Raw genomic sequence first — 22734 nt, 5'->3', positions numbered from 1 at the left:
TGCTTTGCTCAATTCTACTCCCGGAACGGATTCAAAAAGGTTTTAGGGATGTCGGATTCAAAACGCAGCAATACCCCGGTGACGGGATGAATAAAAGACAATACCCTCGCATGTAGGCCAAGGCGCCCAATCGACTTGGATTTGGAACCGTATTTTTTATCTCCAACAATGGGATGACCGATATCCTCCATATGTACGCGGATTTGATTTTTGCGTCCGGTTTCCAAACGTACTTCCAGCAAAGAAAAATGCCGATTGGCTTGAAGTAGCTTGTAATGAGTGACTGCGTGTTGTCCGTCATTCGGATAAGGACTGGAATACATTTTTAGCGTCTTGCTTTCTTTCAGCCATGAGGTGATTGTACCCTCAGCTTTTTTAACCTGTCCTTCTACAAGAGCAATGTATGTTCGTTCATACACAACTTCCTTCCACGCTTTTTGCATTTCCTGCTGTATGGCTTCGCTTTTCGCAAACATCATCACTCCTGATGTATCACGATCCAAACGATGCAGTACAAAAATACGATTGTACGGATGCTCGCGTCTCACATGGGCCGTAAGCTGGCGATAGGCTGTTACTTCCTGCTCCTGCGCTGAAGCCACGGACAGCAACCCGGCATCCTTATGGATAACGATAATGGCTTCATCCTCATGCAAAATACGTAGCCCAGTCAGTGGTACGACGGGAATTACCTTTTCCTTGGAAAGAGCGACAGTCTGACCTTGCTCCAGTGGAAAATTATGCACGGTACGCGGAATGCCGTTGACGGACACCTGCCCACGAGCCAATGCTGATTTAATGGAGTTGCGACCCATGCCAGTCACATGCTCTACTAAAAAGCTTAACAGCTCGGCAGGCTCCTGGACGATGTATGTTTTGGCAGGGGCTTTATCAAAAGCATTCGTTCTCCGTGGAGCTTCCGGTCTATGGGAGCCAGATCTTCCGGCAGGTTTATGACTGCGTTTGGAATGGCTTGCGTTTGACGTAGATTTTGTATGATTTTTCCGTTGGGGTTTCCGATTGTTCATGGGTTCTTTCTCCTTCTTGGAACCGTGTCTCTTCATAATTATGGACAAATTTTCGGCACCGTGTTCACTATATCATGAGAAAACAGCGAACGCCATAAGGGACTAAACCAGATTGGCAGTCTTCTAGCGGTTGAACATTACCCTGAACCCCGGTAAACTAAAGGTAACGAAAGAAAAGCCGATATGCGTCAAGGACGCTAGAAATATGAGGAGTTTTGAAACTATGAGTGTACAAGCACCAACCTTGGAACGGGCGCAGGACTTGCTGCAAAAATTTTATGGCTATCCCGATTTCCGGGAGGGACAAAAGAAAATTGTGGCCAGTATGCTGGAGGGCAACGATACGTTGGGCATCATGCCGACAGGGGGCGGAAAATCGATATGCTACCAGATCCCCGCGTTGTTGCATGAGGGGCTGACCATTGTCGTGTCACCGCTCATTTCGCTGATGAAGGACCAGGTGGATGCGCTGACCACGATGGGGATTGCTGCTGCCTACATCAATAGTACGTTGAGTGGTCGAGAAGTGAATGATCGCATACGAGCCGCACGGAATGGTGACTTGAAGTTACTGTATGTCGCACCGGAACGACTCGAACTGGACTGGTTTCGCGATGAAATGGCTCAGTTGCCGATTTCCTGCGTAGCGGTAGATGAGGCTCACTGCGTATCCCAGTGGGGCCATGATTTCCGTACCAGCTATCTGGCTGTGGCTCCATTCGTGGACGGGCTGTATGAACGTCCAATCGTGGCTGCGTTTACGGCAACGGCGACACCGCAGGTCATGGATGACATCGTGCGCTTGCTTCGTCTGCGCTCACCGGAGACGTTCGTTACAGGCCTTGGACGGCCCAATTTGGCGTTCAGTGTGCTGCGCGGGGAAGACAAACGCAGCTTTTTACTGAATTACGCCCGTGAGCATGAGGGTGAATCCGGCATTATTTATGCTGCGACACGTAAGGACGTGGACGATTTGTACCAACGGCTGCGTGACGCAGGCATGGCGGCTGGACGCTATCATGCCGGGATGACAGATCAGGAACGTGAAGATAGCCAGGAAGGGTTTCTGTACGACGATATCCGTGTCATTGTAGCAACCAATGCCTTCGGCATGGGGATAGATAAATCGAACGTACGCTATGTCATTCACTACAACATGCCTAAAAATATGGAGGCGTACGTGCAAGAGGCGGGACGCGCAGGACGTGATGGCGACCCGAGTCAATGTATTTTGCTGTTCGGACCGCAAGATATTGTGACGCAGAAGTTCCTGATTGAGCAAAATCCACAGGATGAAGACCGCAAGCGTAATGACTATCGCAAGCTCCAGCAGATGGTTGATTATTGCTACACGACTCGTTGCCTACGTACAGCACAGCTTGAGTATTTCGGAGAAGCGGAGGAGCATAAAGCTTGCGGCATATGCAGTTCATGTACAGATGAACGGGAACTGGTTGATATGACCATAGATGCGCAAAAGATTTTTTCGTGCATTCATCGCATGCGGGAACGTTATGGGGTCTCGATGGTCGCCTCGGTATTGAAAGGCTCGCGTAACAAAAAAGTGCTGCAGTATGGTTTTGACAGCCTACCAACCTATGGCGTGATGGGCAACCGGACGGAAAAAGAGATCGCCGAAATCATCAATGTTCTTGTTTCGGAAGGCTATCTGATGTTGTCCGAGGGACAATATCCAGTCGTACGCTTGCAGCAGCTTGCCGCTGAAGTGCTGAAGGGCCAGCGAGAAGTCATGCAGCGTGTTGTGCGACATGCCACGGCTTTTGCAGGTGGAGCAGGTTCACGCGGACGACAGGGACGCGATGCATACCCGGCTGCAGTCAACGAAACCGTGTTCGAGCAATTGCGCCTGATCCGCCGCGATCTGGCCGCTCAGGAGCATGTACCGTCTTATATCATTTTCAATGATGCGACGCTGCGTGAGATGAGCGTAGCGAGCCCGCAATCCGAGGCAGACATGTTGCGGATCAAGGGTGTCGGAGAAGTGAAGTTCCGCAAGTACGGCAAGCCGTTTCTTGATTTTTTTCAAAATCAAGGGAATATCGGAGGAACGGTAAGTGAGGACGAGATTTATACAGACGATGTGTACGAGGATTTTGAATAGCCATACTAAGATAAGGATATAAAAGTTCATGCAAACTATAGAAGGTTGTGACCTATGAAAGTCATTTTATCAACGTTAAATGCAAAATATATTCATACCTCGCTGGCCATCCGATGTCTCAAAGCCTACAGTGAAAAGGACTTTGATATCGAGCTAGCGGAGTACACGATTAAAGACCCGGTGATGAACATCGTATCCGATTTGTTTCAACGGGGGGCAGATGTCATCGGCTTTTCCTGTTATATTTGGAACATTGAAGAGACGATTAAAGTCATCGATGTATTGAAAAAGATTATGCCCGAAGTCAAAATTGTTCTGGGTGGTCCAGAGGTATCCTACGATACGGATCACTGGATGAAGCGTTTGGCGAATGTGGACTTTATCGTGGTTGGTGAAGGAGAGGAAACATTCCATCAACTGCTGCAGGAGCTGGAAGGGGATCGCAAGTTCCATTTTGTGTATGGACTGGCTTACCGTAAGGGAGAAGAGGTTATTCAGATGCCCGGTCGTCCGAAAGCGGACTTGAACGAGTTGCCGTCGCCCTATCGTTTTGCTGAAGATATACCGGAACTCGGGAAACGGGTTGTTTATTTCGAAACGAGCCGGGGCTGTCCGTTCAGCTGCCAGTTTTGTCTGTCAAGCATCGAAGTTGGGGTGCGTTATTACGATATTGAGCGCACAAAGTCAGATATTTTATATCTGATCGACAATGGAGCCAACCTAATCAAGTTCGTGGATCGGACGTTTAATATTAAACGCGATTATGCACTGGAAATGTTCAAATTTTTGATTGAAAATCACCGTGGATGTGTCTTCCAGTTTGAGATTACGGCAGATATTATGCGTCCCGAGGTATTGGATTATTTGGCGGAAAACGCGCCGCCGGGCGTATTTCGTTTTGAAATCGGCGTCCAATCAACGAATGATCCTACTAATGAGCTGGTTAAGCGTCGCCAGAACTTTACCAAACTTTCTCGTACTGTTACAAAGGTCAAACAAAGCGGTAAAATCGACCAGCATTTGGATTTGATCGCCGGATTGCCCTTGGAGGACTACAACACATTCCGTAAAACGTTTAATGACGTTTTTGCGCTCGGCCCGGAAGAGCTTCAACTTGGCTTCCTCAAAATGCTGCGTGGCACCGGACTGCGTATCGACGCAGACAAGTATAACTATACGTATATGGATGTTGCGCCGTATGAAATGCTGAGCAATGACGTCCTTTCCTTTGCCGATATCGTCCGACTCAAGCGCTTGGAAGATGTATTGGAAAAATACTGGAACTCTCATCGTATGGATCATACAGTCAACTATCTGATTGAGCGTGAATTCTCGTCCGCCTTTGATTTCTTTCAGGAATTCGGAGACTACTGGGAAGGACAGGGCTGGCAAAAAATCGGACATCAGCTCGAAGACTTGTTCACACGTCTCCAGTCCTTTCTGGAATCGCGTGGAACAAAGCGAATGGATATGGTGCTTGGACTGATGAAGCTTGATTATTTCCTTAACCATAAATATAAGCCGCGTAAAATTTGGTGGGAGCATAGCTTGGAGAAGAATGATTGGTCCAGCTATATGAAAATGGTTCTCCAGCACCCGGATGCGCTGTTGTCACCTGTGGTTGCAGATTTTGTGGCAGATGCGAGCAAGGAGAGTACAGGCGGAACGGATGTAGGCAGTCAACAGCCGCAGCCATACCGCGAGATTATCCCAGCCTTTGCTTCCTTGAAGCTGAGTGAAAAAGAACTGCAAAAGCACGCTGTGCTGGATGTACTGCCGTTCAGTCTGGATCATATCCTGAGTGGGGGTAGCCCATTGACTGCCGAAGGCCGCACGCTTCTGCTTGTAGTCTATCAGCAAAATGGACAGCAAAAGCCGCTCTACTACACCATGCCGATCGGCAAAAATATCGCTGCGATTTAATATAAGAGGCATCGACTTTGATATACCAAGAGTCGGTGCCTTCTTTTGTCTTATAAAAAACAGGTGAGCACTCCAAATTTTACATTCGTGTAATCTATTGCTTTACGATGCTTTACAAAGCAGATATATGATTACTTTATCATATATGAATATTAAATTTATTGGAGTGTGACCTTGTGAAAAAGCGTTCGATGAAAAAGAGTATCCTTGCTTTAGGTGCCATTACCGTTTTGAGTGCGCCATTGTTATCTGCTAATATCCCTAACGCTTTTGCAGCCTCATCTAATACCAAGTCTACTACGACACAGGTATCCAAAGGACAGAAAACCTCGTCAGCGAAAGTCGATGCCCCTAAGAATGTCATTCTCTTTATCGGCGATGGTATGGGAGAAGCAAGTCGCAACGCGATTCGCTTGGCGACGGTAGGGAAATCGGGATTACTTGAAATGGACAACATGCCTGTAACCGGCCTGGTTAGCACAAGTTCAGGGGATAACCTGGTTACGGATTCTGCCGCCGCTGCGACTGCTATTGCAACAGGTGTGAAAACGTATAACGGCGCGATTGGAATGGATTTGAATAAAAAACCAGTGACAACGATTATGGAGCTGGCTAAAAAAGCAGGCATGTCTACAGGTGTCGTGACGACAAGCCAAGTGACAGACGCAACGGGGGCTGCCTTTGGTGCGCATGTCGAAAAACGCTCCGCTCAAAGCGAGATTGCCAAACAGTATTTGGAGAAAAGCAAGCTGGATGTTATTCTGGGCGGTGGTGAGGATTTCTGGTACCCTGCCGGAACAGTAGGCAAACATCCAGATGCTCCGGCAGAAGATCCTGAGGAAGCGAGTAAGGGAACTCAAGGGAATTTGGTAGAACAAGCGAAGAAGCTGGGTTATAGCTATGTGACGGATCAGACAGGAATGAAAGCAGCCAAAGGTTCTAAGTTGCTGGGGCTGTTCGCCAATGAAGAGATGTTCCAAGCTCACAACAAGCAGGGTAACTCTTACAATCCAACGGTTTCTTTACCGGATATGACGACCAAAGCGATTGATGTTCTTTCCAAAAACCAAAAAGGTTTTTTCCTGATGGTAGAAGAAGAAGGAACGGATGAGATGGCGCATGACAATGAAGGTGAGCTAACGATTAAGGCTGGGCAACAGCTCGATAAGGCCGTTAAAGTAGCTAAAGATTATGCCAAAGCACATCCAGATACATTAGTGTTGGTGACGGCAGATCATGAAACGGGCGGTTTGGCGATTGAAGGCGAAGATGCGGAGGATGAATCCGGTGAGGGTGTTTCCAAAGAGGACGGCCCTTTTACTGTAAAAGGCTCTAATGAAAAGTTTTATATTGACTGGACCACGGGAGGACATACATCTGTTGATGTGGCGTTAACCGCGATGGGCCCAGGTTCTTCTCAGTTTAGCGGGAATTACCCGAATACTGCCATTCATGATAAGCTGGTTAAGTTGCTTCAATTAAAGAAATAGCTCGGGTGTAAGCCGCCACTTTAAAGGCTTTCCATATTGGCAATATGGTTTTTCCTGTGATAAACTAAAGCTAATAAGTATATACTGAAAAATAGCAAAGATGCAGCCAACATCCTCACTCTTTTACAACAGCCGCTTATAAGGGCGGTAGTTGTAGGGTTGAATTAGTAAAATAGACCGCATTCCTTTTCCAGAGGGCGGTCTATTTCTTTTTGTTGAAGGAAAGAATCAAGATCACCAATGTCGCAAATTGAATCATCAACATCAATGTATCTTTAACCTCCACAGGCATCACCTCCTTTGCAGGAGACTAGCCGACCGTGTTCTACCTTTACTCCTCCGTTGTTTTCTTTCCCCATACTAATTTCATTATAAAAAATATAATGGTCAGCATGATGACAAGCAATGCCATCTGCAAGCCATAACGATGAATCAGTTCTCCTACTGCCTGTACATGATCGCCAAAGATACGCCCGAGTAGAAAGAAGATCAGCGTCCAGATCAAACCCGTTGAATAAGAGAAGAGGGCATAGCGCTTGAAGCTCATTTTATTGATTCCGACAATATAAGGAATAATGTGACGGACGATCGGCAGCAAATAACTGATGCAAATAGTGAAGTTCCCATACTTATGTATCAATTTTTCCGAAAACGTAATGTACTTGTCCATTTTTTTCTTCCGGCGTAAACGTTCTAGAATCGGTGTGCCCACGGTTCTCCCCAATACATAACCTAAGGACAAGCCTGATATAACCCCAAGATATACAATTAAAAAAGCGGGTAACGGATGAAGTATGCCCATGCCTGTTACAGCCCCGCCAGTCATCACAATGACTTCATCCGGGATGGGTAGACCCACAATCCCAAGCCATAGAGAAAAGAATAATGCTGCATAGCCGTATTGTTCGATGATGGAAATTAAATATTCCACGTCCATACCCGTACTCCTTTCTTAAGCTTTCTTTCGGCATACATACACGAATGCGGGTGGAACATTCATGGGCACAAACTTGATTTCTTCAATATCAAACCATTCACCTAACTGCTGCTTCATCTGTTTAGAGTATTGAAAGGCCACAAACATTCCTCCATCCCTGAGCGATAGATGAATTTGTTCTACAATTTGATTCCGCATCGCTTGTGGAAAATTGAAAAAAGGCAGCCCGCTGATTATGCAATCAAGCTGTTCTATTTGGGCATTTTTCATAGCAAGCTGAAGCTCACGCGAGTCGGAATAGCATAGATAATTCGGGAATCTTCTTTTTAAACTCTGCTGCATGGTTTGGTCTTTCTCAAAGAGTAAAACCTTAGGTTGAAATTCAGCAGCAGACGGGATGTATTGGGTAATTGCCCCTGTTCCAGCACCAAGCTCGGCAACAGCATGAACTTCACTCCATGGAATGGATTCTATCATATTTTTAGCTAAAAATCTGGAACTTGGTGTTACACTACCCACGTATGCAGGCGAGTACAAAAATTTGACTAGGAACATAAGTCTCTCGTGAACCAAATGGCTAATACGGATCATACATCATTTCCCTACTTTCAATTTTTAAAATACGTTCATTTATTCTTTGCTAAGAGTAACAAATTATCCCTTTACTTACTCCTGTCTCAAGTAGGGTTGATCCCCCCGTCTTGCGGAGGGGATTTTCCTTGACTATGGTCTAGGAAATAATAAAAGGGTTACGGTATTAATGAGTCTGTATTGATTCAGTTATCATTCAGCATACCCTCAGGTTGCATTCAGATTTGCTACCGATGAAAGGTAGGTGGGCAGCTAAAAACATTATGTACACTGAGAGGGGATCTACTTTGTCACTATCCATTAACAGGCATCTCATCACGACTTCCTATGATCATTCGAACATGGTGAAGTCATATGAGAATGGACTAAATACCACGGGGCATACCACACACAAGAAATCTAACGATTCACTCGAACTGAGCAAGGAATTCATGAAATACACGGGAGGAATGCAGGCTCCGCTTCCTACGAATGCCACAGAGTGCAACACCATAGCTTAGAACCGGTTAGCCCACACGTGTAAACTCATACTTTTATAAAGGGGAAATCTCGTATGAACATTTCATCCACATCCAGCAGTTCTATATCTATTTCAAGCACTTCATCTTCATCCAGTACCAACGATACAGCTAGTCTGGAAAAGCAAAAAGCTCAACTTGAAGCGGAGTACAACAAGGTACAGCAAAGTAAGGATAATAAAGATACAAAAGAAACAAAAATGAAGCAGCTTCAGCAACAAATTAAACAGATTGAAGCTCAAATTGCACAGCAAAGTTCGCAATCCAGCAGTACGTCAACTCCAAAAATGGAAAAGCCCGCTCCAAGTAACACAGAAACAACTCGTATCAACAGCGCTAACAGCAGCGATATTACGGGAGTTGGGAAATCACTGGATATTTCAATTTAATCATCCCCTCTCTTCTCCTGTATGGCAGACGATGGATATAAAGGATAGCAGGTTCTCCGTTTCAGAGGGGCCTGCTTTTTTCGTTACTAAATATTTTGCATGAATCCAGGGAACGACTTTAATCAGCGATATTTAGATTAGAATAATTCTGTCCATCTAAATTGAATCATGTGACTAAACATAGAAAAGTATATACAATATATAACAGTAGGAAGATGAAAGTATTTTAACCCTATTATTTTCTATATTTAAATCAGTAAGTGCTAGTAATCATTTCAAATTGGAGGATTTATGCCATGACGCTGGAACCTCAGATGAATCGAAGTAGTAGAGATGAAGCGCGTTTAGTCAGAAACAAGTTGATTGAGTTTAATGCGAAACACGTTCCAACAGATATTCGAACCCAATACGAAGAGATTAATCTTACGCTTAAAAATGAAGACGGTCAGGTGATAGGCGGTCTCCTAAGTGTACTATGTTGGAACTGGGTGGAGGTTGATATTTTGTGGGTAGATCAGAGCTACAGAGGAAAGGGCTACGGTTCACAACTACTTGGTGAAATTGAACAAATTGCTAGAGATAAAGGGTGTGATTTTATACAACTTAATACCTTTACTTTCCAAGCGCCCGAATTCTATGAAAAGCACGGGTATGAAGTCGTTGGTGTCATTGACGATGCTCCGAGAGGCTTTAAACACTATTATTATAAGAAAAGTATCTACTGAGGACTCTATATATGCGTGTACAGATCAAGGAAATAAATAAAGATCAGCATATCATCATTCGTAGTATTGGCGAGGAAAAAGTATACGGCTACTGGACATGTTTTTGGCATGAACTGACTTCCGGATATGCGTATGTTGTCCCGTATGAACAAAGCTTGAATAAGATGATTCCCGGTTGTGTAATTTCGGTCGAGACTTCTCAATCCAGTATAGAGGGGTTCAGAAGGCTGAAGTCTACTGAAGAGACAGGGATTTTTCGACCTCAGCCAAAACTAGGCGACTATTGGATTCAAGGAACGATACATCAAGTGATACAGGGCGAAGTAGGCGAGATAGAATGTCTGGAGATTGTAGTAGGAGACACTACGTTTATTTTGGATTCTAAAGAAATGAATGGTGATGTCAACGTTAAAGCGGGCGACGGTGTCGCCTTTGAAATCATAGGCCTACAGTTGTTTGACGAGGGACTGTGATCGTTCTATGGCGATTGATTCGAAAAGAGGTGACACATGTCTAATGATTATAGTAAATCGAAAACGTTGGGAGCTTTTCTGAAATCACGTAGAAATCGACTTCAACCAGAGCAGGCAGGCCTTAGACTTTCACAGGGGCAGCGAAGAACACCGGGGTTTCGCCGAGAAGAAGTTGCTATGCTGGCAGGTGTCAGTGCGACGTATTACACATGGCTGGAACAAGGTAGAGAAGTAACAGCATCTAAGGAAATTATCGAAAGTATAGGAGAAGCTCTACAATTAACTCATGATGAGAGAGCACATCTAATTCAATTGTGGAATCCCAATGAGACGGTTGCTATTTCGCCCATCCATACAACGCTGAATCCACAGTGGCAACATATTATTGATCAGTTGTCCTATCCTTCCTTCATCAGCAATGAGAAAGCGGAAGTGCTTGCTTGGAATAGCGCGGCGAATGAGGTCATTACCGATTTTTCTTCCATGTCTATTTCTGAACGTGTCATGATTCGTTTATTGTTCGTGGATTCCGAATTACGTCGTCGAATGGTTAACTGGGAAGAATTTGCGTCCTATTCGGTAGCTGTTTTTAGAACCTATTATGACAAGTATTTAGGAGATCCTTGGTTTGAGGAGACGGTAGAACGGCTACGTGTGGAAAGTATGGAGTTTGACACCATGTGGAAGCTGCATCATATCCAGCTCAAAAAAGTGAATCGGGTTTCCTTTCAAAACCCTGGCGCTGTGGAGGCAGTTTCCTATGATATTAATTCTTTAGCAAGCATTACGGACCAACCGGGTCTGCACTTTTGTATCTACACGCCAGTAAGCCAATCCTCTGCCTGGTAATCTTGTTACTAGTATAAACGTACTGTGGTTGCCTCCATATGGGTTCATTAGAATGAGTACATGTTCATTCCATCCATTTACCCAAAGAAAAGAGGGAACCATGATATGCTGAAAAGGAAATTGGGACATGAAGGGCTGGAGGTATCAGCTCTGGGCCTTGGCACGATGATGATGCCGAACAACGAGGAGTCGGTGCGTACACTTCAGGGAGCGCTGGACCTTGGTGTAACGCTGTTTGATACAGCAGATCTTTATGGTGAAGAATACGCACAGCAGAAGTTCGGCGGCAATGAGAAGCTGGTTGGACGTGCGCTCAAGGGTCGTCGAGAGGAGGCCGTGATTGCCACTAAATTCGGGATCACGCACACTCAGGGGCCCAAGGGAGATCCGGCATATCTCAAAAAATCCGTGGACGCCAGTCTATTTCATCTGGGGATTGATTATATCGACCTGTATTATCAGCATCGAGTCGATCCCAATACTCCGATTGAAGAGACCGTCGGAACGATGGCCGACTTGGTTAAGGAAGGGAAAATCCGTTATATCGGCTTGTCGGAAGCGTCGGCTGAACAGATCCGCCGCGCGCATGCGGTGCATCCAATTAGCGCGGTAGAAACCGAATATTCCTTGTGGAGCAGAGAAGTGGAAGATGATGTTCTTCCGCTACTGAACGAATTGGGAATCGGCTTCGTACCCTACAGTCCACTGGGTCGAGGTTTCCTCACGGGACAGATCAAGAAATTTGACGATCTGCCAGAGGATGATTACCGCCGTCATTTTCCACGCTTCCAAGGAGAGAATTTTAACAAAAATCTAGAAGTTGTCCTCCTGATCGAAAAACTGGCTGCCCAAAAAGGCTGTACTTCTGCTCAGTTGGGGCTGGCATGGCTGCTGGCGCAAGGCGACCATATCGTTCCGATTCCGGCAACGAAGAGACTGGAAAGAGTGCGTGAAAATCTTGGTGCTCTACAGATCTCCTTGTCGGAAGCAGAGCTTCAAGAGATTGAGCGCATTTCGCCTAAAGGTTTCGCAGCAGGTTTTCGTTATCCGGGGAGTGTCTAGAAAACTGATTATTGGCATGATGGATAAGACCGTTCCTTTCTGGAGTCGCTTGGTAGTACCAACGGCTTTGCAGAAAGGCGGTCTTTTTTTTGCTGATTTTGACCGACTTAGGCATGAGTTTTCTAATCTAGTCTATGGTTAGAGTTATTGCGCTCTACAAAATAACGCGTTAAAGTATGGTGAATACCATATTTAACCACAATATGTCGGTGAGAAAGTTAAAAGCTAGATCATGAATCGTGAATAAAGAAAGGTATGATCGGATTGACAACAGAAGTGACACACAAAATATATACCATGTGTATGATTCAAGACGGAAGCAAGGTATTGCTTATGAATAGACCCAATCGAAAGGGGTTTCCGGGTTATATTGCTCCAGGAGGAAAAGTAGAGTTTCCAGAAAGCATTGTGAATGGGGCCATTCGTGAAGTAAAGGAAGAAACGGGCTTAACCGTGACGGAAATTGTATTTAAAGGAATCGACGAATATTGTGATCCAAGTCAAGGGCTGAGGTATATGGTCTTTAACTATTTGGCTACAGCCACTGAAGGTGAACTATTAAAAAATCCCCCCGAGGGGGAACTGCTGTGGGTCGATATGAAGGAGGCGTTAAATCTGCCGATGCAGGATTGGTTTAAGCGGAGATTTCCATTGTTTTTCGAGCCGGGAACGTTTGAGGTTAGTTTCGTTTGGCTGGCAGATACGGATGAAACCCTGGAAGCAACGATTAAGAGCTATGGTGTGTAGAGATGACGACGACCATTTATTTTTCGTCTAATCGGCTAGGTGAGGTAACAAATGACCAAATGCAAAGGATGCTGAATCGTTTTGATTTGGGACGTTTGCTGTCTTACGAAAAAACGGCAGAAGGTGTCCTAGGGCAAACCCTCTATGTTTCCTCAACGGCTGGGCAGTTTGTGCTGAAGGGGAACCCGCTTTTTCTAGGGCAATGGATAGAAGAAAAGTTTATGGTGGAGCAAATACAGACATGGACTTCAATTCCCGTGCCAACACCGTATCTTGTGGATTATACGGAGGACATTTTTGGCTGGAGCTATGCAGTTATGCCCCGTCTATACGGTCAGCATATACATACACCTGAGTTGCAAGCAAAGCTGACCTCGCTGGATAAACAGCAAATGGCTGAAATGCTTGCTAATGTTCTGTTGGAGCTTCATAGCTGGAAGGTTAAGAACAGTGGAGAGCTGGATACAACAACTCTAGCCATTCGTCCTTTTGATGTTTCTTATCGAGTATGGTTGTATGGGCGAATTCGATATTGGCTAGAGGATGCCAAAAAATACTCGAACATTTCTGTACAGGATATGGAATGGGTAGAGGAAATCTTGGAAGGCTCCCGTCAAGCATTCGATCAGCTGGAAGCTGCCACCTTTGTGATGGGGGATTTTAAACCGCAAAATTTTCTTGTACAGAATAGGGATAAGGGTTGGAGAGTCAGTGGTCTTTTTGATTTTACGACAGCCTATTTTGGGGATGGGATTGCCGACCTTCCGAAAATAACCACCATGTATCTGGAGAATGGCGAAGAAGAGTTGGCAAAAGGGTTTCTTACTGCTTACGCACAAGGGATGGAAGCCAAAGAAGGATTTACTGAGCGTTTCCGGGTGCATATGCTGCATCAGCAGGTTCTAAACTGGGGATGTGCCAAAGCGATGAAGCTAGTCACTTGGGATGATAAGCTCTCTTTTGCAGATTGGGCGCAAAAATTCATGGATATTGAATATAAGCAATAGCAGATGAATTGAACGTTTAAAGAGGAGGCCGTGAGTGGATGCAGACCGTCAGATTGGTAAAGCCGGATCAGGACTGGAAGGAGGCTTATCTTTCATTTTATGAGGAATGGAAAAAGAGTCAGGAGCATATGGTACCTTGGGTGATCTCTGTAGAGCCGTACGATTTTGAAGGTATGCTGACGGTTTTAAGTAATCAGGAAAATGGAATGAACCTGTCTGAAGGCTGGGTCAAAAGCTCAACATACTGGCTTGTGAATGCGAATGAACAGGTTGTGGGAGCAGTGAATATCAGGCATGACCTTAACGAACACCTAATGAATGCCGGAGGTCATATCGGTTACGGTATCCGTCCTTCTGCACGAGGGAACAGGTACGCTGTTACAATGCTGGCCTTGGCGTTAGAAAAAGCAAAAGAGCTGGGGATTTCCCGAGCCCTGGTCGTATGCGACTCCGATAATATTGCCTCCAAAAAAACAATCATACAAAACGGCGGAACGCCGGACAAGGATTACATAGAGGAAGACGGAAACCGTGTAAACCGGTTTTGGATCGAACTGTGAGTGAGAAAGAGGGGAACGCGAGAAGCTCATGAAATTATGGCCTGAATATGCACAAAACATCATTATTGGTGTTATTTTTGAAGGGAAATGGAATTGGTATGTGACGGAAAGAGAGTATTGGTTTTTGAATACCGAGATGGAGGAACGGTTTGGCATCTCTATTTTGGATGAAACCACAGTGGGAGCATTTTTGGATCACATCTGTGAATATAAGGTGGCTACAGGGGAACTAACTTCAATGCTTCAGTTGCTGGATGAGGCTGTTCAGCATCGGGATGAAGTGTTGGAGTTCTGTCCTGCTCTGTATGTTAACTTTGATGAGAAAGTTCTCTATTCGCTATTTCCTGAGCCAGCTTCGTTTGAACACTATGTCCCAGCGGGGTGGAAAGGGGAATATCAAAACTTTTTGAACGAGGTACCTTCACCTGAACAGTATTGGATGATCGATGGAAGTAATTTTTTTGAGAAATTCACTTGATAGGACGAAGGAGGAAATGAAAATATGGATTCTTCCATGCATGAGTTTAAAATGATATCCAAGCACAGAATGTACGATCAATATTTGGTAAAGTTGCGGGCATGCATTGTGCTTTTGGATGAACAGGTGCTATGGCGCGTGGGTGAGGCCGAAACGAACAGTATTGGTGGGATCATCAACCATATCATGGTGCATGTGCGCAGAAACGCAGCCAAGCTCATGGATCCGACAATTACATACAAGCAAGGAATGGAGGATAGCTTTATACCTTCCATGCAAAACAAGGAACAACTGATGGATGAGGTAGAAGAAGCTTTTTCATCCTTCTGTGCAGCAATCCTCGCAAAATTTACGAGAATAACGGAAGTAGCAGTTATATAAACTTATAAAATATAGTTCTAAGGTCACGAAAAACTCTGTAATGGTCATGTTTTTATTTCTTAATTGATATTGATAATTATTATCACTTATAATAGGAGCAGACATATTACGCTATGATAGGGAGAGTTGCAGAGTGACAGTATCCTTGGAATTATATGATGTAACGATCATCGGCGGTGGTCCTGCCGGTATGTATACCGCATTTTACAGTGGAATGAGAGATATGAAGACCAAGCTGATCGAAGCCAAGCATGAGCTGGGCGGACGGATGCGCATATACCCAGAGAAGATGATATGGGATGTCGGGGGGGTTACCCCGGTTTTATGTGAAAAGCTGATTGATCAGCTGGAGCAGCAGGCGCGGACGTTCGAGCCTACCATTGTGTTGGGACAGCAGATCACTGGTTTGGATCGGCAAGAGGATGGCACGTTCCTGCTAACTTCTGCCACAGGGGAACAGCATTGGACACGCACGATCGTTCTGGCAGTAGGCTATGGTATTCTCAAAATGGCTAAGTTGGAGATTGAGGGGGCGGACCGCTATGAGGTTACGAACCTGCATTATACTGTACAAGAGCTGGAGCCATTCCGGGGCAAGCACGTCCTGATTTCCGGTGGGGGCGACTCGGCGGTGGATTGGGCGAATGAGCTGGAGTCTATTGCGGCGAGTGTGACCGTCGTACATCGTCGGGATCACTTTGGCGGACATGAGAAAAATGTAGCTCGTATGAAATCATCTTCGGTCCGTGTTCTCACACCATACGCGGTGAGCCAGCTACATAGCAACAATGGAGAGACGATTGAACAGGTGACGATCAGTCATGTAGATACGGACGAAATACAGGTGTTGAATGTCGATGCAGTCATCGTAAATCATGGACTAAAATCCGATTTCGGCCCGCTTCGGGATTGGGGGCTGGATATGGGTGAGTGGCATGCCCGAGTGAGCGAAAAGCTGGAAACGAATCTGTCGGGGATTTTCGCGGCAGGCGATTTTGTTGAGTACGGAAGTAAGCTGTATCTGATTGCTGGTGCGTTCACAGATGCCGCCCTTGCACTGAACAGCGCGAAGCTGTACATTGATCCAGCAGCTGACAAAGCGGCATATGTATCTTCTCATAACAGCCGTTTTAAGGAGAAGAACCGCGAGCTTGGTGTCGTGGAGTAGAGTAAGATACGGAATTAAGTTAAATAGGATCGGGTTTAGATAGACAAACGAAAAAGAACTTCCGCGACTACGATTGATGTGGTTTTGGAGGTTCTTTTTTTGTCAGGTTACCGACTTCTCGTTCTAAAGGTTGGATGCCATACACCCTATAGAATAAAATGAAGAATGACTCGTAGTAAGCAAATGGACAAGCATTAAAAAATTAAACGAACCTACCATAGAAAGTATGGACGGGATTGAAAGGTGACATATGAAGAGACGAACGGAGCAACAGGAAGCGATTTTGGCAGATGTTATTCAAAAGGCGGAGCCCTTTGTACAGCAGCAGTTGGAGCATGATCATAGTGGTCACGATTGGTGGCATATAGACCGGGTGAGAAAGCTGTCCCTTAAAATTGCTGCCAAAGAAGGCGCAGATTCGTTTATTTGTGAACTGGCAGCACTGCTGCATGATGTAGCGGATGAAAAATTAAATGATTCCAAACAAGCCGGGCTAGATAAAGTAGAGCAGTGGCTGCGTCTGCATATCAGCGATCCGAATGTAATCACGCACGTGATGACTATTATAGCTACGATGTCCTACAATGGTGGACAAAACCCGCCTATGGAGACGCTGGAAGGTCAAGTTGTGCAGGATGCGGATCGGTTGGATGCTCTTGGAGCGATTGGGATTGCAAGAACCTTTATGTATGCAGGCTCAAAAGGCAGCATGATGCATCACCCGGATAAAGACTTTTCACAGCATGAGTATCGTGCCGCAGGTAAAAGTGCCATATACCATTTTTACGAAAAGCTACTCAAGCTCAAAGATTTAATGAATACCACTTATGCCCGAGAGCTGGCGGAGGTTCGGCATCAATGGATGGAGATGTACTTGGAGCAATTTTATAGAGAATGGAATGTGGATGATAAATAGAGTGTTTTAATAAGGCTGTTTCCTCTAACCGAGTATATCGGAGGGGAAACGGTCTTTGTTTTTTTATAAATGTCATATTGATATTATCGAAAATGTGTGTTATTTTATTGTTAATAACAAAATGATAATAACAAAATATTATAAACTATAAAGAAAGCAGGGAAGCGGCTATGTTTGGATTTAATTTTGTTAAATTTCAGCCCAGTGAATATGTGATGAAGGTGAAAAACGGGAAGGTGGTTCGGGAGGGTGTTGGATTATCTTTTTATTATTACGCCCCGACCACCTCGGTCGTCGTCGTGCCCGTCTCTTCCATTGATGTACCGTTCATGTTTGAGGACATGACGAATGATTTTCAGGCGGTGACGGTGCAGGGGCAACTGACTTATCGAATTGTAGATTATCGGAGAACGACGCAGATTTTAAACTATACGTATGACTTGAAGGAACGACGCTACATTTCGGATGATCCGGGTAAGCTGGCCCAACGGGTGATTAACATCGCCAAAGTGCTTACCAAAAAGTATTTGGAGCGTGTCCCGCTCAAAGAAGCTGTTCAGTCCAGTGAACGTCTGGCCCAAAACATGACGAAGGATATTGCTCAGCATACGGAAATGGAAAAGCTCGGCATTGAGGTTATGGGGTTGTCGATTTTGGCGATTCTACCCAATAAGGAGACGATGAGAGCGCTGGAGGCTCAAGCGAGGGAAGAGATTCTTCGCAACGCGGATCACGCTTTGTATGAGCGTCGTAATGCATCTATTGAGCAAGAGCGGCGTGTGAAGGAAAACGAGCTGAACACCGAGATTGCAGTGGAGACGAAAAAGAAACAAATCCGCGAAACTCAACTCGATGCCGAGCGTTCTGTGAAGCAAAAGCAAAGCGAGATGAAAGAGGAGCAGCTACGATTTGACACGGCCTTGGAGGAGAAAAAACGCGAGCTGATTGAGCTGACCGTAACGAATAAAAAGGCAGAAGCCGATGCCAAGGCCTATGAGCTGACAGCAGTTATGAAATCGTTGCAGGATGTTGAGCCGAACGTACTTCAAGTTATGGCCAACATGGATATGAGCCCGGATAAGCTAATTGCGATAGCATTCCAGGAGCTTGCAGAAAATGCAGGGAAAATCGGTCAGCTGAATATTACACCGGATCTGCTGCAAGGTCTCATGTCAGATACGGGAGCAAACGGATCAGCAGGATCGAGAGGGTCTGGAGGAAGAACACGATGAGCAGCCGAATGACAGAGCAGAAGATCATTTTGGTGAAGCGTAAAACGCGACTGGAGGAACTGATTGTCCGATACAATACGGTGCAGCAGGCTCGCTTCTTTATGGAACGGTTGGGTGCGGATTTCAGTGATTATGTGCTGGAGGACGAAAATTACCGCAGGGCGGTGGCAACGGCTACGTCGGAGTTAACGGCCTTGGGTCGAGTTCAGATTGTGGAGCGGGAGCATGTGCCGAACTTTATTTTTGGTGAGCAGGATACAGTGGTGGTACTGGGTCAGGATGGGCTGGTAGCCAACACGTTAAAATATTTGACTGAGCAGCCGCTTATCGGTGTGAACCCAGATCCATTGCGCTGGGACGGGGTATTACTGCCGTTTACTGTATCCGACCTGCGCTGGGTGGTGCCGGATGTATTCGTGCACAGACGCCCAATTAAGGAAGTTACACTGGCTAAGGCCCAATTAAATGATGGCCAATCCTTGTATGCTGTAAATGATTTGTTCATTGGGCGCAAAACTCATGTCTCCGCGAGATATGAGCTAAGACTGGAGGATCAGGTAGAGCAGCAATCCTCTAGCGGCATTATCGTTTCAACCGGATTGGGAGCGACAGGCTGGCTGACCAGCGTGCTTGCTGGAGCGGCCGGGATTGTCGGCAGTGCTACACGGCATCCAATCTCGCTGACTCCAGGCCAGCTGATGCCAGGTGCAGCCTTCAGTCAGGAAGGGGCAGTAGACGGAACGAGTCAGGATCATCGTGCAACCTGGAGTTTGCCATCACTTTATTTTACAGTGAGAGAACCCTTCCCCAGTCGAACGACTGCTGCGGATCTTGTGTTTGGTCAGGTAGTAGCCGAAAAGCCGTTACGGATTGCATCGCAGATGCCGGAAAATGGAGTTATTTTCAGCGATGGAGTGGAAAGCGACTTTCTGGAGTTTAATGCTGGCATTGAGGCGACCATTGAACCAGCGGAGAAAAAAGGGCATCTGGTCGTGTAGAGGTTTGTACAGGACGGCAATGGGTAATTATGAGTAAGGTACAACCATCAGATGAAATTAAAAAAGGAGGAATCAACATGAGCGACCACACTCAAGACGAAGCGAAAATCCGCAACAAGAAGGACGAGGACGGAGATTCCTTGATGGAGAAAACGAAGCTGGAAAATGGCGTGGATATCGAGCCTGAGGCTGATGAATGGATTGCGAAGCCCTCACCAGTGTCATACGATGATACGAACTCCTCTTCGAAGAAATAAGGCTCTGGCATTCCAATAGAGCAGTGATGCAAAGACAGATGATCCCTAATCGGGTCATCTGTCTTTTTTACATAGGTTAATTGAATCTGGAATATACCTTCCATACTAGCTCACGACGGCTGCTTACATCTGTTTTCAAGAAAATCGCTTTCAGGTGATCCTGCACCGTGTAGGCAGTAATATGAAGTGCGCTGGCCAGCTCCTTGGTCGAAAAGCCCTGAACAATGAGTTGGACAATTTGTCTCTCTCGTTCGGACCATGAGTACACCTCAGCCATAAGCGGTAGCATGTCAGTTGCTTTAGCAGCCTCAAACCATACGGCTAGCTGCTTCTGTCCCGTATGCTTCTGTCCGCCTTGCAGAAGGGTGGCTCTGATGGTTACCCATGGGGCTCCTGCGTCTGTGGAAGGGATACATAGTCGTGCTGGTGCAGTGGCAGTGGATAGCGCTCGCAAGCATACCACCCGGACGGGAGCCGGAAGACCGTCTTCATGGATTCCCTCCTGCTGCCGAAGCAACTGTAGCCACTGCTCTGCTACTAAATTGGACGAAATCGGTTTTAGCTTATCGGAAAGCATGAGAACTCCTGGCTCAAGTCCATTTTCCGTGATCATGGCAGGGGATGGAGATAAACCGACACTGGCCTGACGCAGATGATAGGCTATGGACGGCGCTAACGCTTCAAGCAGTTGTTGCTCTTCCTCGCTGAATACAGGTTTTCCATGATGACGGAACAACGTAAGAAATCCCCAACAGCTCCCTTTGTACATAAACGGAACACGTAGCTCATCTCCGAATCCGGCGGGTTGCAAAACATCTCTATATCGTGTGCTCCGATCCGGTTGGCCATGTGTAAACCCATGTAGCGTCGCTACAGACTGTCCTTCTCGCACCAACTGATCATATTTCATCATATCGTCGTGCAGGTATTCGTATTCTAGCAGTTTGTTATGAATGTCCTCCACACCCGACTCTGTAAATGCCCCTGTGGAAAGCAGCGTACGCGGATCTACTGAGGTGCTCATTTGTACGAGATGACAGACGGTTTGATAGCCGCACAGCTTGAAGCACAAACTCATATTCGAAATATAGATCCAAATGTGCTAATTGTCGGAGCTGGAGGCGGTCAGGAATTGATTACGCTCGGAGGGCGCCATGATGCATGGTCCTTTACGGCAGTTGATCCCTCTGAGCACATGCTGGATTTGGCACGTAAGCGTGTAACACATGCGGGCATCAGTTCAAAAATATCGTTTGTTGCAGGTACGTTGGAAGAGTTGTCTGGAGAACAGCCTGAAGAACAGCGCGAAAAGCACAGCGAAGAATCATGCAGAGAACCGGTCTATGACGCTGCAACCTGCCTGCTGGTGCTTCATTTTCTTCAAAGCTTGGAAAGTAAACAGGCGTTGCTACGCCAGATATCTACTCGACTCAAGCCGGGTGCGCCTTTTTGTTTAGCTTCTATTAATGGGAATTCACAGGAGCCTTCTTTTTCCATCCAAATGCAGGCGTGGAAAGGTCATATGCTGAGCCAGGGCATTTCACTGGAGGATTGGGAACGATTCGCTGCTTCCATCGGTCGTGAGTCAAACCCAGTGTCCAATGCGGCAATACAGGAACTGTTGATAGATGCAGGCTTTACCCACATCACCCGGTATTATGGTGCTTTTTAGTAAATGCATGGTTTGCAGTTAAAGAGGGAGGGACAGCTTATGACAAAGGATAACATCATCATCATTGGCGGGTATGGCCATGTTGGAAAAATTGTATGTACAGAGTTAAGTGAAATGTTTCCCGGCAAGGTATTTGCCGCAGGTCGTAGTCTGGAACGGGCCACTGAATTTAGCCAACGATCGAATGGTAAGATACGGCCCTTGCAGCTTAATATTCATGAGCCGATGGACCCGTCGATATTAGAGCAAGCCAAATTGGTAATCATGTGTTTGGATCAGGACAATACGGCCTTGGTACGTGCCTGCCTTCGACATGGGGTGCATTACATGGATATTACCGCGAATGCGGACTTTTTGAGTCAGGTGGAGCAGTGTCATCAGGAGGCCCGAGCTCATCAGGCCACAGCCCTGTTAAGTGTAGGATTAGCTCCGGGACTGACCAATCTGTTGGCACTGCAAGCGACACAGCTCATGGATCAGACGGATGAGTTGAATATATCTTTGATGCTGGGTTTGGGAGATCGACACGGTCAGGCTGCTATTGAGTGGACAGTAGATCAGATTCATGCCGATTTGGAGGTTATAGAACAGGGACGTTTTGTGACTCGAAAAAGCTTTACTGGCGGAATAGTGGCAGATTTTGGTGCAGGAGTGGGTTGTCATCGGGCGTATCGATTTCCTTTTTCAGATCAGCAGACACTTCCTCGTACGCTCAAAGTTCCTACGGTTAGCACACGCCTTTGCTTCGATTCGCGCTTGACCACTCGGTTCTAGCAGGGCTTCGGACGATAGGAGTTTCAGGTCTACTCCGACAGCAAACCGTGCGTGATGCAGTGGTTCGCAGCTTTAGCAAGGTACATATAGGTGGGAATGCTGTAGCGGTCAAGGTAGATGCTCGAGGAACTCTCAATGGCAAGGAGACGAAGGTCGAATGTCGGCTAAGGGGTCACCATCAGTCTGATTTAACCGCTAAGGCAGCCGTCTTTGCAGCGCTCGCCCTGTACCGTTCAGAACTTCCATTCGGTGTATTTCATACGGAGCAGGTTTTTTCATGGAATCGCATGCGGGCTTGGTTAGGGCAGCAAGTAGCCGCAGATATTCAGGTGAACGGACAGCAAGCATAGAAGTCATACATTCTAATAAATGAATCTCATATAATCCAAGCTTATTCAGCAACGCATTGCGGATAGGTCTTGGATTTCTTTTCCTGT

24 protein-coding genes and 2 pseudogenes are annotated in these 22734 nt (G+C 46.1%); 21 read left to right on the top strand and 5 right to left on the bottom strand.

The genetic code is table 11. The annotated features are described in order from the left end of the window. Positions 1-14: 14 nt before the first annotated feature. The gene (locus tag JOD82_RS15250) at positions 15-1028 is read right to left on the bottom strand and encodes an RluA family pseudouridine synthase (RefSeq protein ID WP_069012016.1); all 1014 of its coding nucleotides are present in this window, start codon (positions 1026-1028) and stop codon (positions 15-17) included. 223 nt (positions 1029-1251) lie between these two features. On the opposite strand from JOD82_RS15250, the gene recQ reads away from it, so the two are divergent. From recQ to JOD82_RS15235, 3 genes are all read left to right on the top strand, one after another. Further along, positions 1252-3150 (top strand): DNA helicase RecQ, encoded by a 1899-nt coding sequence (recQ, locus tag JOD82_RS15245; RefSeq protein ID WP_069012018.1) that lies wholly within the window; start codon positions 1252-1254, stop codon positions 3148-3150. Positions 3151-3204: 54 nt separating this feature from the next. Continuing rightward, positions 3205-5073: a B12-binding domain-containing radical SAM protein gene (locus JOD82_RS15240; protein ID WP_069012020.1), complete on the top strand. Its 1869-nt coding sequence runs from the start codon at positions 3205-3207 to the stop codon at positions 5071-5073. A 176-nt stretch (positions 5074-5249) separates the two neighbouring features. Beyond that, positions 5250-6563, top strand: a complete 1314-nt coding sequence (locus tag JOD82_RS15235) for an alkaline phosphatase (protein ID WP_029516414.1) — start codon at positions 5250-5252, stop codon at positions 6561-6563. Positions 6564-6765: 202 nt separating this feature from the next. Here the strand turns inward: JOD82_RS15235 and JOD82_RS29775 are convergent, their stop codons facing one another. Genes JOD82_RS29775 through JOD82_RS15225 form a run of 3 tightly spaced genes read right to left on the bottom strand, consistent with a single transcriptional unit; the run spans position 6766 to position 8091 of the window. Further along, entirely contained in the window at positions 6766-6855 is a 90-nt protein-coding gene (locus tag JOD82_RS29775) for a putative holin-like toxin (RefSeq protein ID WP_367988533.1), read from the bottom strand. Between the two features lie 39 nt (positions 6856-6894). Next, on the bottom strand, positions 6895-7500 hold the full coding sequence (locus tag JOD82_RS15230; RefSeq protein WP_029516415.1) for a DedA family protein: 606 nt from the start codon (positions 7498-7500) through the stop codon (positions 6895-6897). 15 nt (positions 7501-7515) lie between these two features. Further along, on the bottom strand, positions 7516-8091 hold the full coding sequence (locus JOD82_RS15225) for a class I SAM-dependent methyltransferase (protein ID WP_029516416.1): 576 nt from the start codon (positions 8089-8091) through the stop codon (positions 7516-7518). A gap of 287 nt (positions 8092-8378) precedes the next feature. Here JOD82_RS15225 and JOD82_RS15220 point away from each other — a divergent pair, with 287 nt between their 5' ends. The 16 genes from JOD82_RS15220 (at position 8379) to JOD82_RS15145 (ending at position 19851) form a co-directional block, all read left to right on the top strand. Next, entirely contained in the window at positions 8379-8591 is a 213-nt protein-coding gene (locus JOD82_RS15220) for a hypothetical protein (protein WP_245249060.1), read from the top strand. Positions 8592-8644: 53 nt separating this feature from the next. Then, positions 8645-8998 (top strand): FlxA-like family protein, encoded by a 354-nt coding sequence (locus tag JOD82_RS15215; RefSeq protein ID WP_165144962.1) that lies wholly within the window; start codon positions 8645-8647, stop codon positions 8996-8998. A gap of 296 nt (positions 8999-9294) precedes the next feature. Then, positions 9295-9723: a GNAT family N-acetyltransferase gene (locus JOD82_RS15210; protein ID WP_209949620.1), complete on the top strand. Its 429-nt coding sequence runs from the start codon at positions 9295-9297 to the stop codon at positions 9721-9723. A gap of 11 nt (positions 9724-9734) precedes the next feature. Then, positions 9735-10196 (top strand): hypothetical protein, encoded by a 462-nt coding sequence (locus tag JOD82_RS15205; RefSeq protein WP_209949619.1) that lies wholly within the window; start codon positions 9735-9737, stop codon positions 10194-10196. 36 nt (positions 10197-10232) lie between these two features. After that, on the top strand, positions 10233-11045 hold the full coding sequence (locus tag JOD82_RS15200) for a helix-turn-helix transcriptional regulator (protein WP_209949617.1): 813 nt from the start codon (positions 10233-10235) through the stop codon (positions 11043-11045). Between the two features lie 105 nt (positions 11046-11150). Further along, entirely contained in the window at positions 11151-12107 is a 957-nt protein-coding gene (locus JOD82_RS15195; protein WP_209949616.1) for an aldo/keto reductase, read from the top strand. Positions 12108-12362: 255 nt separating this feature from the next. Further along, positions 12363-12854, top strand: a complete 492-nt coding sequence (locus JOD82_RS15190; RefSeq protein ID WP_028542993.1) for an 8-oxo-dGTP diphosphatase — start codon at positions 12363-12365, stop codon at positions 12852-12854. A gap of 2 nt (positions 12855-12856) precedes the next feature. Continuing rightward, positions 12857-13861 carry a phosphotransferase family protein gene (locus tag JOD82_RS15185; RefSeq protein ID WP_209949615.1) on the top strand — a complete coding sequence of 335 codons (1005 nt, stop codon included), beginning with the start codon at positions 12857-12859 and terminating at the stop codon, positions 13859-13861. A 38-nt stretch (positions 13862-13899) separates the two neighbouring features. Beyond that, positions 13900-14421, top strand: coding sequence for a GNAT family N-acetyltransferase (locus JOD82_RS15180; protein ID WP_209949613.1), 522 nt, complete (start codon positions 13900-13902; stop codon positions 14419-14421). 28 nt (positions 14422-14449) lie between these two features. Continuing rightward, complete coding sequence (locus JOD82_RS15175) at positions 14450-14899, top strand: hypothetical protein (RefSeq protein WP_209949611.1); 450 nt, start codon at positions 14450-14452, stop codon at positions 14897-14899. A 24-nt stretch (positions 14900-14923) separates the two neighbouring features. Further along, the gene (locus JOD82_RS15170) at positions 14924-15280 is read left to right on the top strand and encodes a hypothetical protein (RefSeq protein ID WP_245249059.1); all 357 of its coding nucleotides are present in this window, start codon (positions 14924-14926) and stop codon (positions 15278-15280) included. Positions 15281-15413: 133 nt separating this feature from the next. Beyond that, a complete protein-coding gene (locus JOD82_RS15165) occupies positions 15414-16448 on the top strand; it encodes an NAD(P)/FAD-dependent oxidoreductase (protein ID WP_209949610.1) in 1035 nt (344 codons plus the stop codon). 250 nt (positions 16449-16698) lie between these two features. Next, a complete protein-coding gene (locus JOD82_RS15160; protein WP_209949608.1) occupies positions 16699-17364 on the top strand; it encodes an HD domain-containing protein in 666 nt (221 codons plus the stop codon). Between the two features lie 170 nt (positions 17365-17534). Beyond that, a complete protein-coding gene (locus JOD82_RS15155; protein WP_209949606.1) occupies positions 17535-18596 on the top strand; it encodes an SPFH domain-containing protein in 1062 nt (353 codons plus the stop codon). Further along, entirely contained in the window at positions 18593-19594 is a 1002-nt protein-coding gene (locus JOD82_RS15150) for an NAD(+)/NADH kinase (RefSeq protein ID WP_209949605.1), read from the top strand. Before JOD82_RS15155 ends, JOD82_RS15150 begins: the two co-directional genes overlap by 4 nt. Before the next feature lie 77 nt (positions 19595-19671). Next, the gene (locus JOD82_RS15145; RefSeq protein WP_013309345.1) at positions 19672-19851 is read left to right on the top strand and encodes a hypothetical protein; all 180 of its coding nucleotides are present in this window, start codon (positions 19672-19674) and stop codon (positions 19849-19851) included. Between the two features lie 76 nt (positions 19852-19927). Here JOD82_RS15145 and JOD82_RS15140 read toward each other — a convergent pair whose 3' ends face one another. After that, positions 19928-20929, bottom strand: coding sequence for a LuxR C-terminal-related transcriptional regulator (locus tag JOD82_RS15140; protein WP_245249058.1), 1002 nt, complete (start codon positions 20927-20929; stop codon positions 19928-19930). Between JOD82_RS15140 and JOD82_RS15135 the strand changes: the two are divergent. After that, positions 20870-21576, top strand: a pseudogene (locus JOD82_RS15135) (class I SAM-dependent methyltransferase); the annotation flags it as partial. The gene JOD82_RS15140 and the pseudogene JOD82_RS15135 overlap by 60 nt on opposite strands. Next, positions 21563-22647 (top strand): annotated as a pseudogene (locus tag JOD82_RS15130) (saccharopine dehydrogenase family protein). The pseudogenes JOD82_RS15135 and JOD82_RS15130, both read left to right, overlap by 14 nt. The last annotated feature ends 87 nt before the right edge of the window (positions 22648-22734 follow it).

This window comes from Paenibacillus sp. 1182, assembly GCF_017833915.1.
In the GTDB taxonomy this organism is placed as follows: domain Bacteria; phylum Bacillota; class Bacilli; order Paenibacillales; family Paenibacillaceae; genus Paenibacillus; species Paenibacillus polymyxa_D.
This window is presented reverse-complemented; position numbering and strand designations above follow the sequence as displayed.

What these genes read in the sequence shown, in the direction of transcription:
- JOD82_RS15225 (WP_029516416.1), bottom strand. Translation starts at nt 8,091, where the DNA reads ATGATCCGTATTAGCCATTTGGTTCACGAGAGACTTATGTTCCTAGTC.
- JOD82_RS15140 (WP_245249058.1), bottom strand. Translation starts at nt 20,929, where the DNA reads ATGAGTTTGTGCTTCAAGCTGTGCGGCTATCAAACCGTCTGTCATCTC.
- JOD82_RS15170 (WP_245249059.1), top strand. Translation starts at nt 14,924, where the DNA reads ATGGATTCTTCCATGCATGAGTTTAAAATGATATCCAAGCACAGAATG.
- JOD82_RS15195 (WP_209949616.1), top strand. Translation starts at nt 11,151, where the DNA reads ATGCTGAAAAGGAAATTGGGACATGAAGGGCTGGAGGTATCAGCTCTG.
- JOD82_RS15190 (WP_028542993.1), top strand. Translation starts at nt 12,363, where the DNA reads ATGATCGGATTGACAACAGAAGTGACACACAAAATATATACCATGTGT.
- JOD82_RS15250 (WP_069012016.1), bottom strand. Translation starts at nt 1,028, where the DNA reads ATGAACAATCGGAAACCCCAACGGAAAAATCATACAAAATCTACGTCA.
- JOD82_RS15155 (WP_209949606.1), top strand. Translation starts at nt 17,535, where the DNA reads ATGTTTGGATTTAATTTTGTTAAATTTCAGCCCAGTGAATATGTGATG.
- JOD82_RS15230 (WP_029516415.1), bottom strand. Translation starts at nt 7,500, where the DNA reads ATGGACGTGGAATATTTAATTTCCATCATCGAACAATACGGCTATGCA.
- JOD82_RS15240 (WP_069012020.1), top strand. Translation starts at nt 3,205, where the DNA reads ATGAAAGTCATTTTATCAACGTTAAATGCAAAATATATTCATACCTCG.
- JOD82_RS15160 (WP_209949608.1), top strand. Translation starts at nt 16,699, where the DNA reads ATGAAGAGACGAACGGAGCAACAGGAAGCGATTTTGGCAGATGTTATT.
- JOD82_RS15185 (WP_209949615.1), top strand. Translation starts at nt 12,857, where the DNA reads ATGACGACGACCATTTATTTTTCGTCTAATCGGCTAGGTGAGGTAACA.
- JOD82_RS29775 (WP_367988533.1), bottom strand. Translation starts at nt 6,855, where the DNA reads ATGCCTGTGGAGGTTAAAGATACATTGATGTTGATGATTCAATTTGCG.
- JOD82_RS15200 (WP_209949617.1), top strand. Translation starts at nt 10,233, where the DNA reads ATGTCTAATGATTATAGTAAATCGAAAACGTTGGGAGCTTTTCTGAAA.
- JOD82_RS15180 (WP_209949613.1), top strand. Translation starts at nt 13,900, where the DNA reads ATGCAGACCGTCAGATTGGTAAAGCCGGATCAGGACTGGAAGGAGGCT.
- JOD82_RS15205 (WP_209949619.1), top strand. Translation starts at nt 9,735, where the DNA reads ATGCGTGTACAGATCAAGGAAATAAATAAAGATCAGCATATCATCATT.
- recQ (WP_069012018.1), top strand. Translation starts at nt 1,252, where the DNA reads ATGAGTGTACAAGCACCAACCTTGGAACGGGCGCAGGACTTGCTGCAA.
- JOD82_RS15145 (WP_013309345.1), top strand. Translation starts at nt 19,672, where the DNA reads ATGAGCGACCACACTCAAGACGAAGCGAAAATCCGCAACAAGAAGGAC.
- JOD82_RS15175 (WP_209949611.1), top strand. Translation starts at nt 14,450, where the DNA reads ATGAAATTATGGCCTGAATATGCACAAAACATCATTATTGGTGTTATT.
- JOD82_RS15215 (WP_165144962.1), top strand. Translation starts at nt 8,645, where the DNA reads ATGAACATTTCATCCACATCCAGCAGTTCTATATCTATTTCAAGCACT.
- JOD82_RS15150 (WP_209949605.1), top strand. Translation starts at nt 18,593, where the DNA reads ATGAGCAGCCGAATGACAGAGCAGAAGATCATTTTGGTGAAGCGTAAA.
- JOD82_RS15210 (WP_209949620.1), top strand. Translation starts at nt 9,295, where the DNA reads ATGACGCTGGAACCTCAGATGAATCGAAGTAGTAGAGATGAAGCGCGT.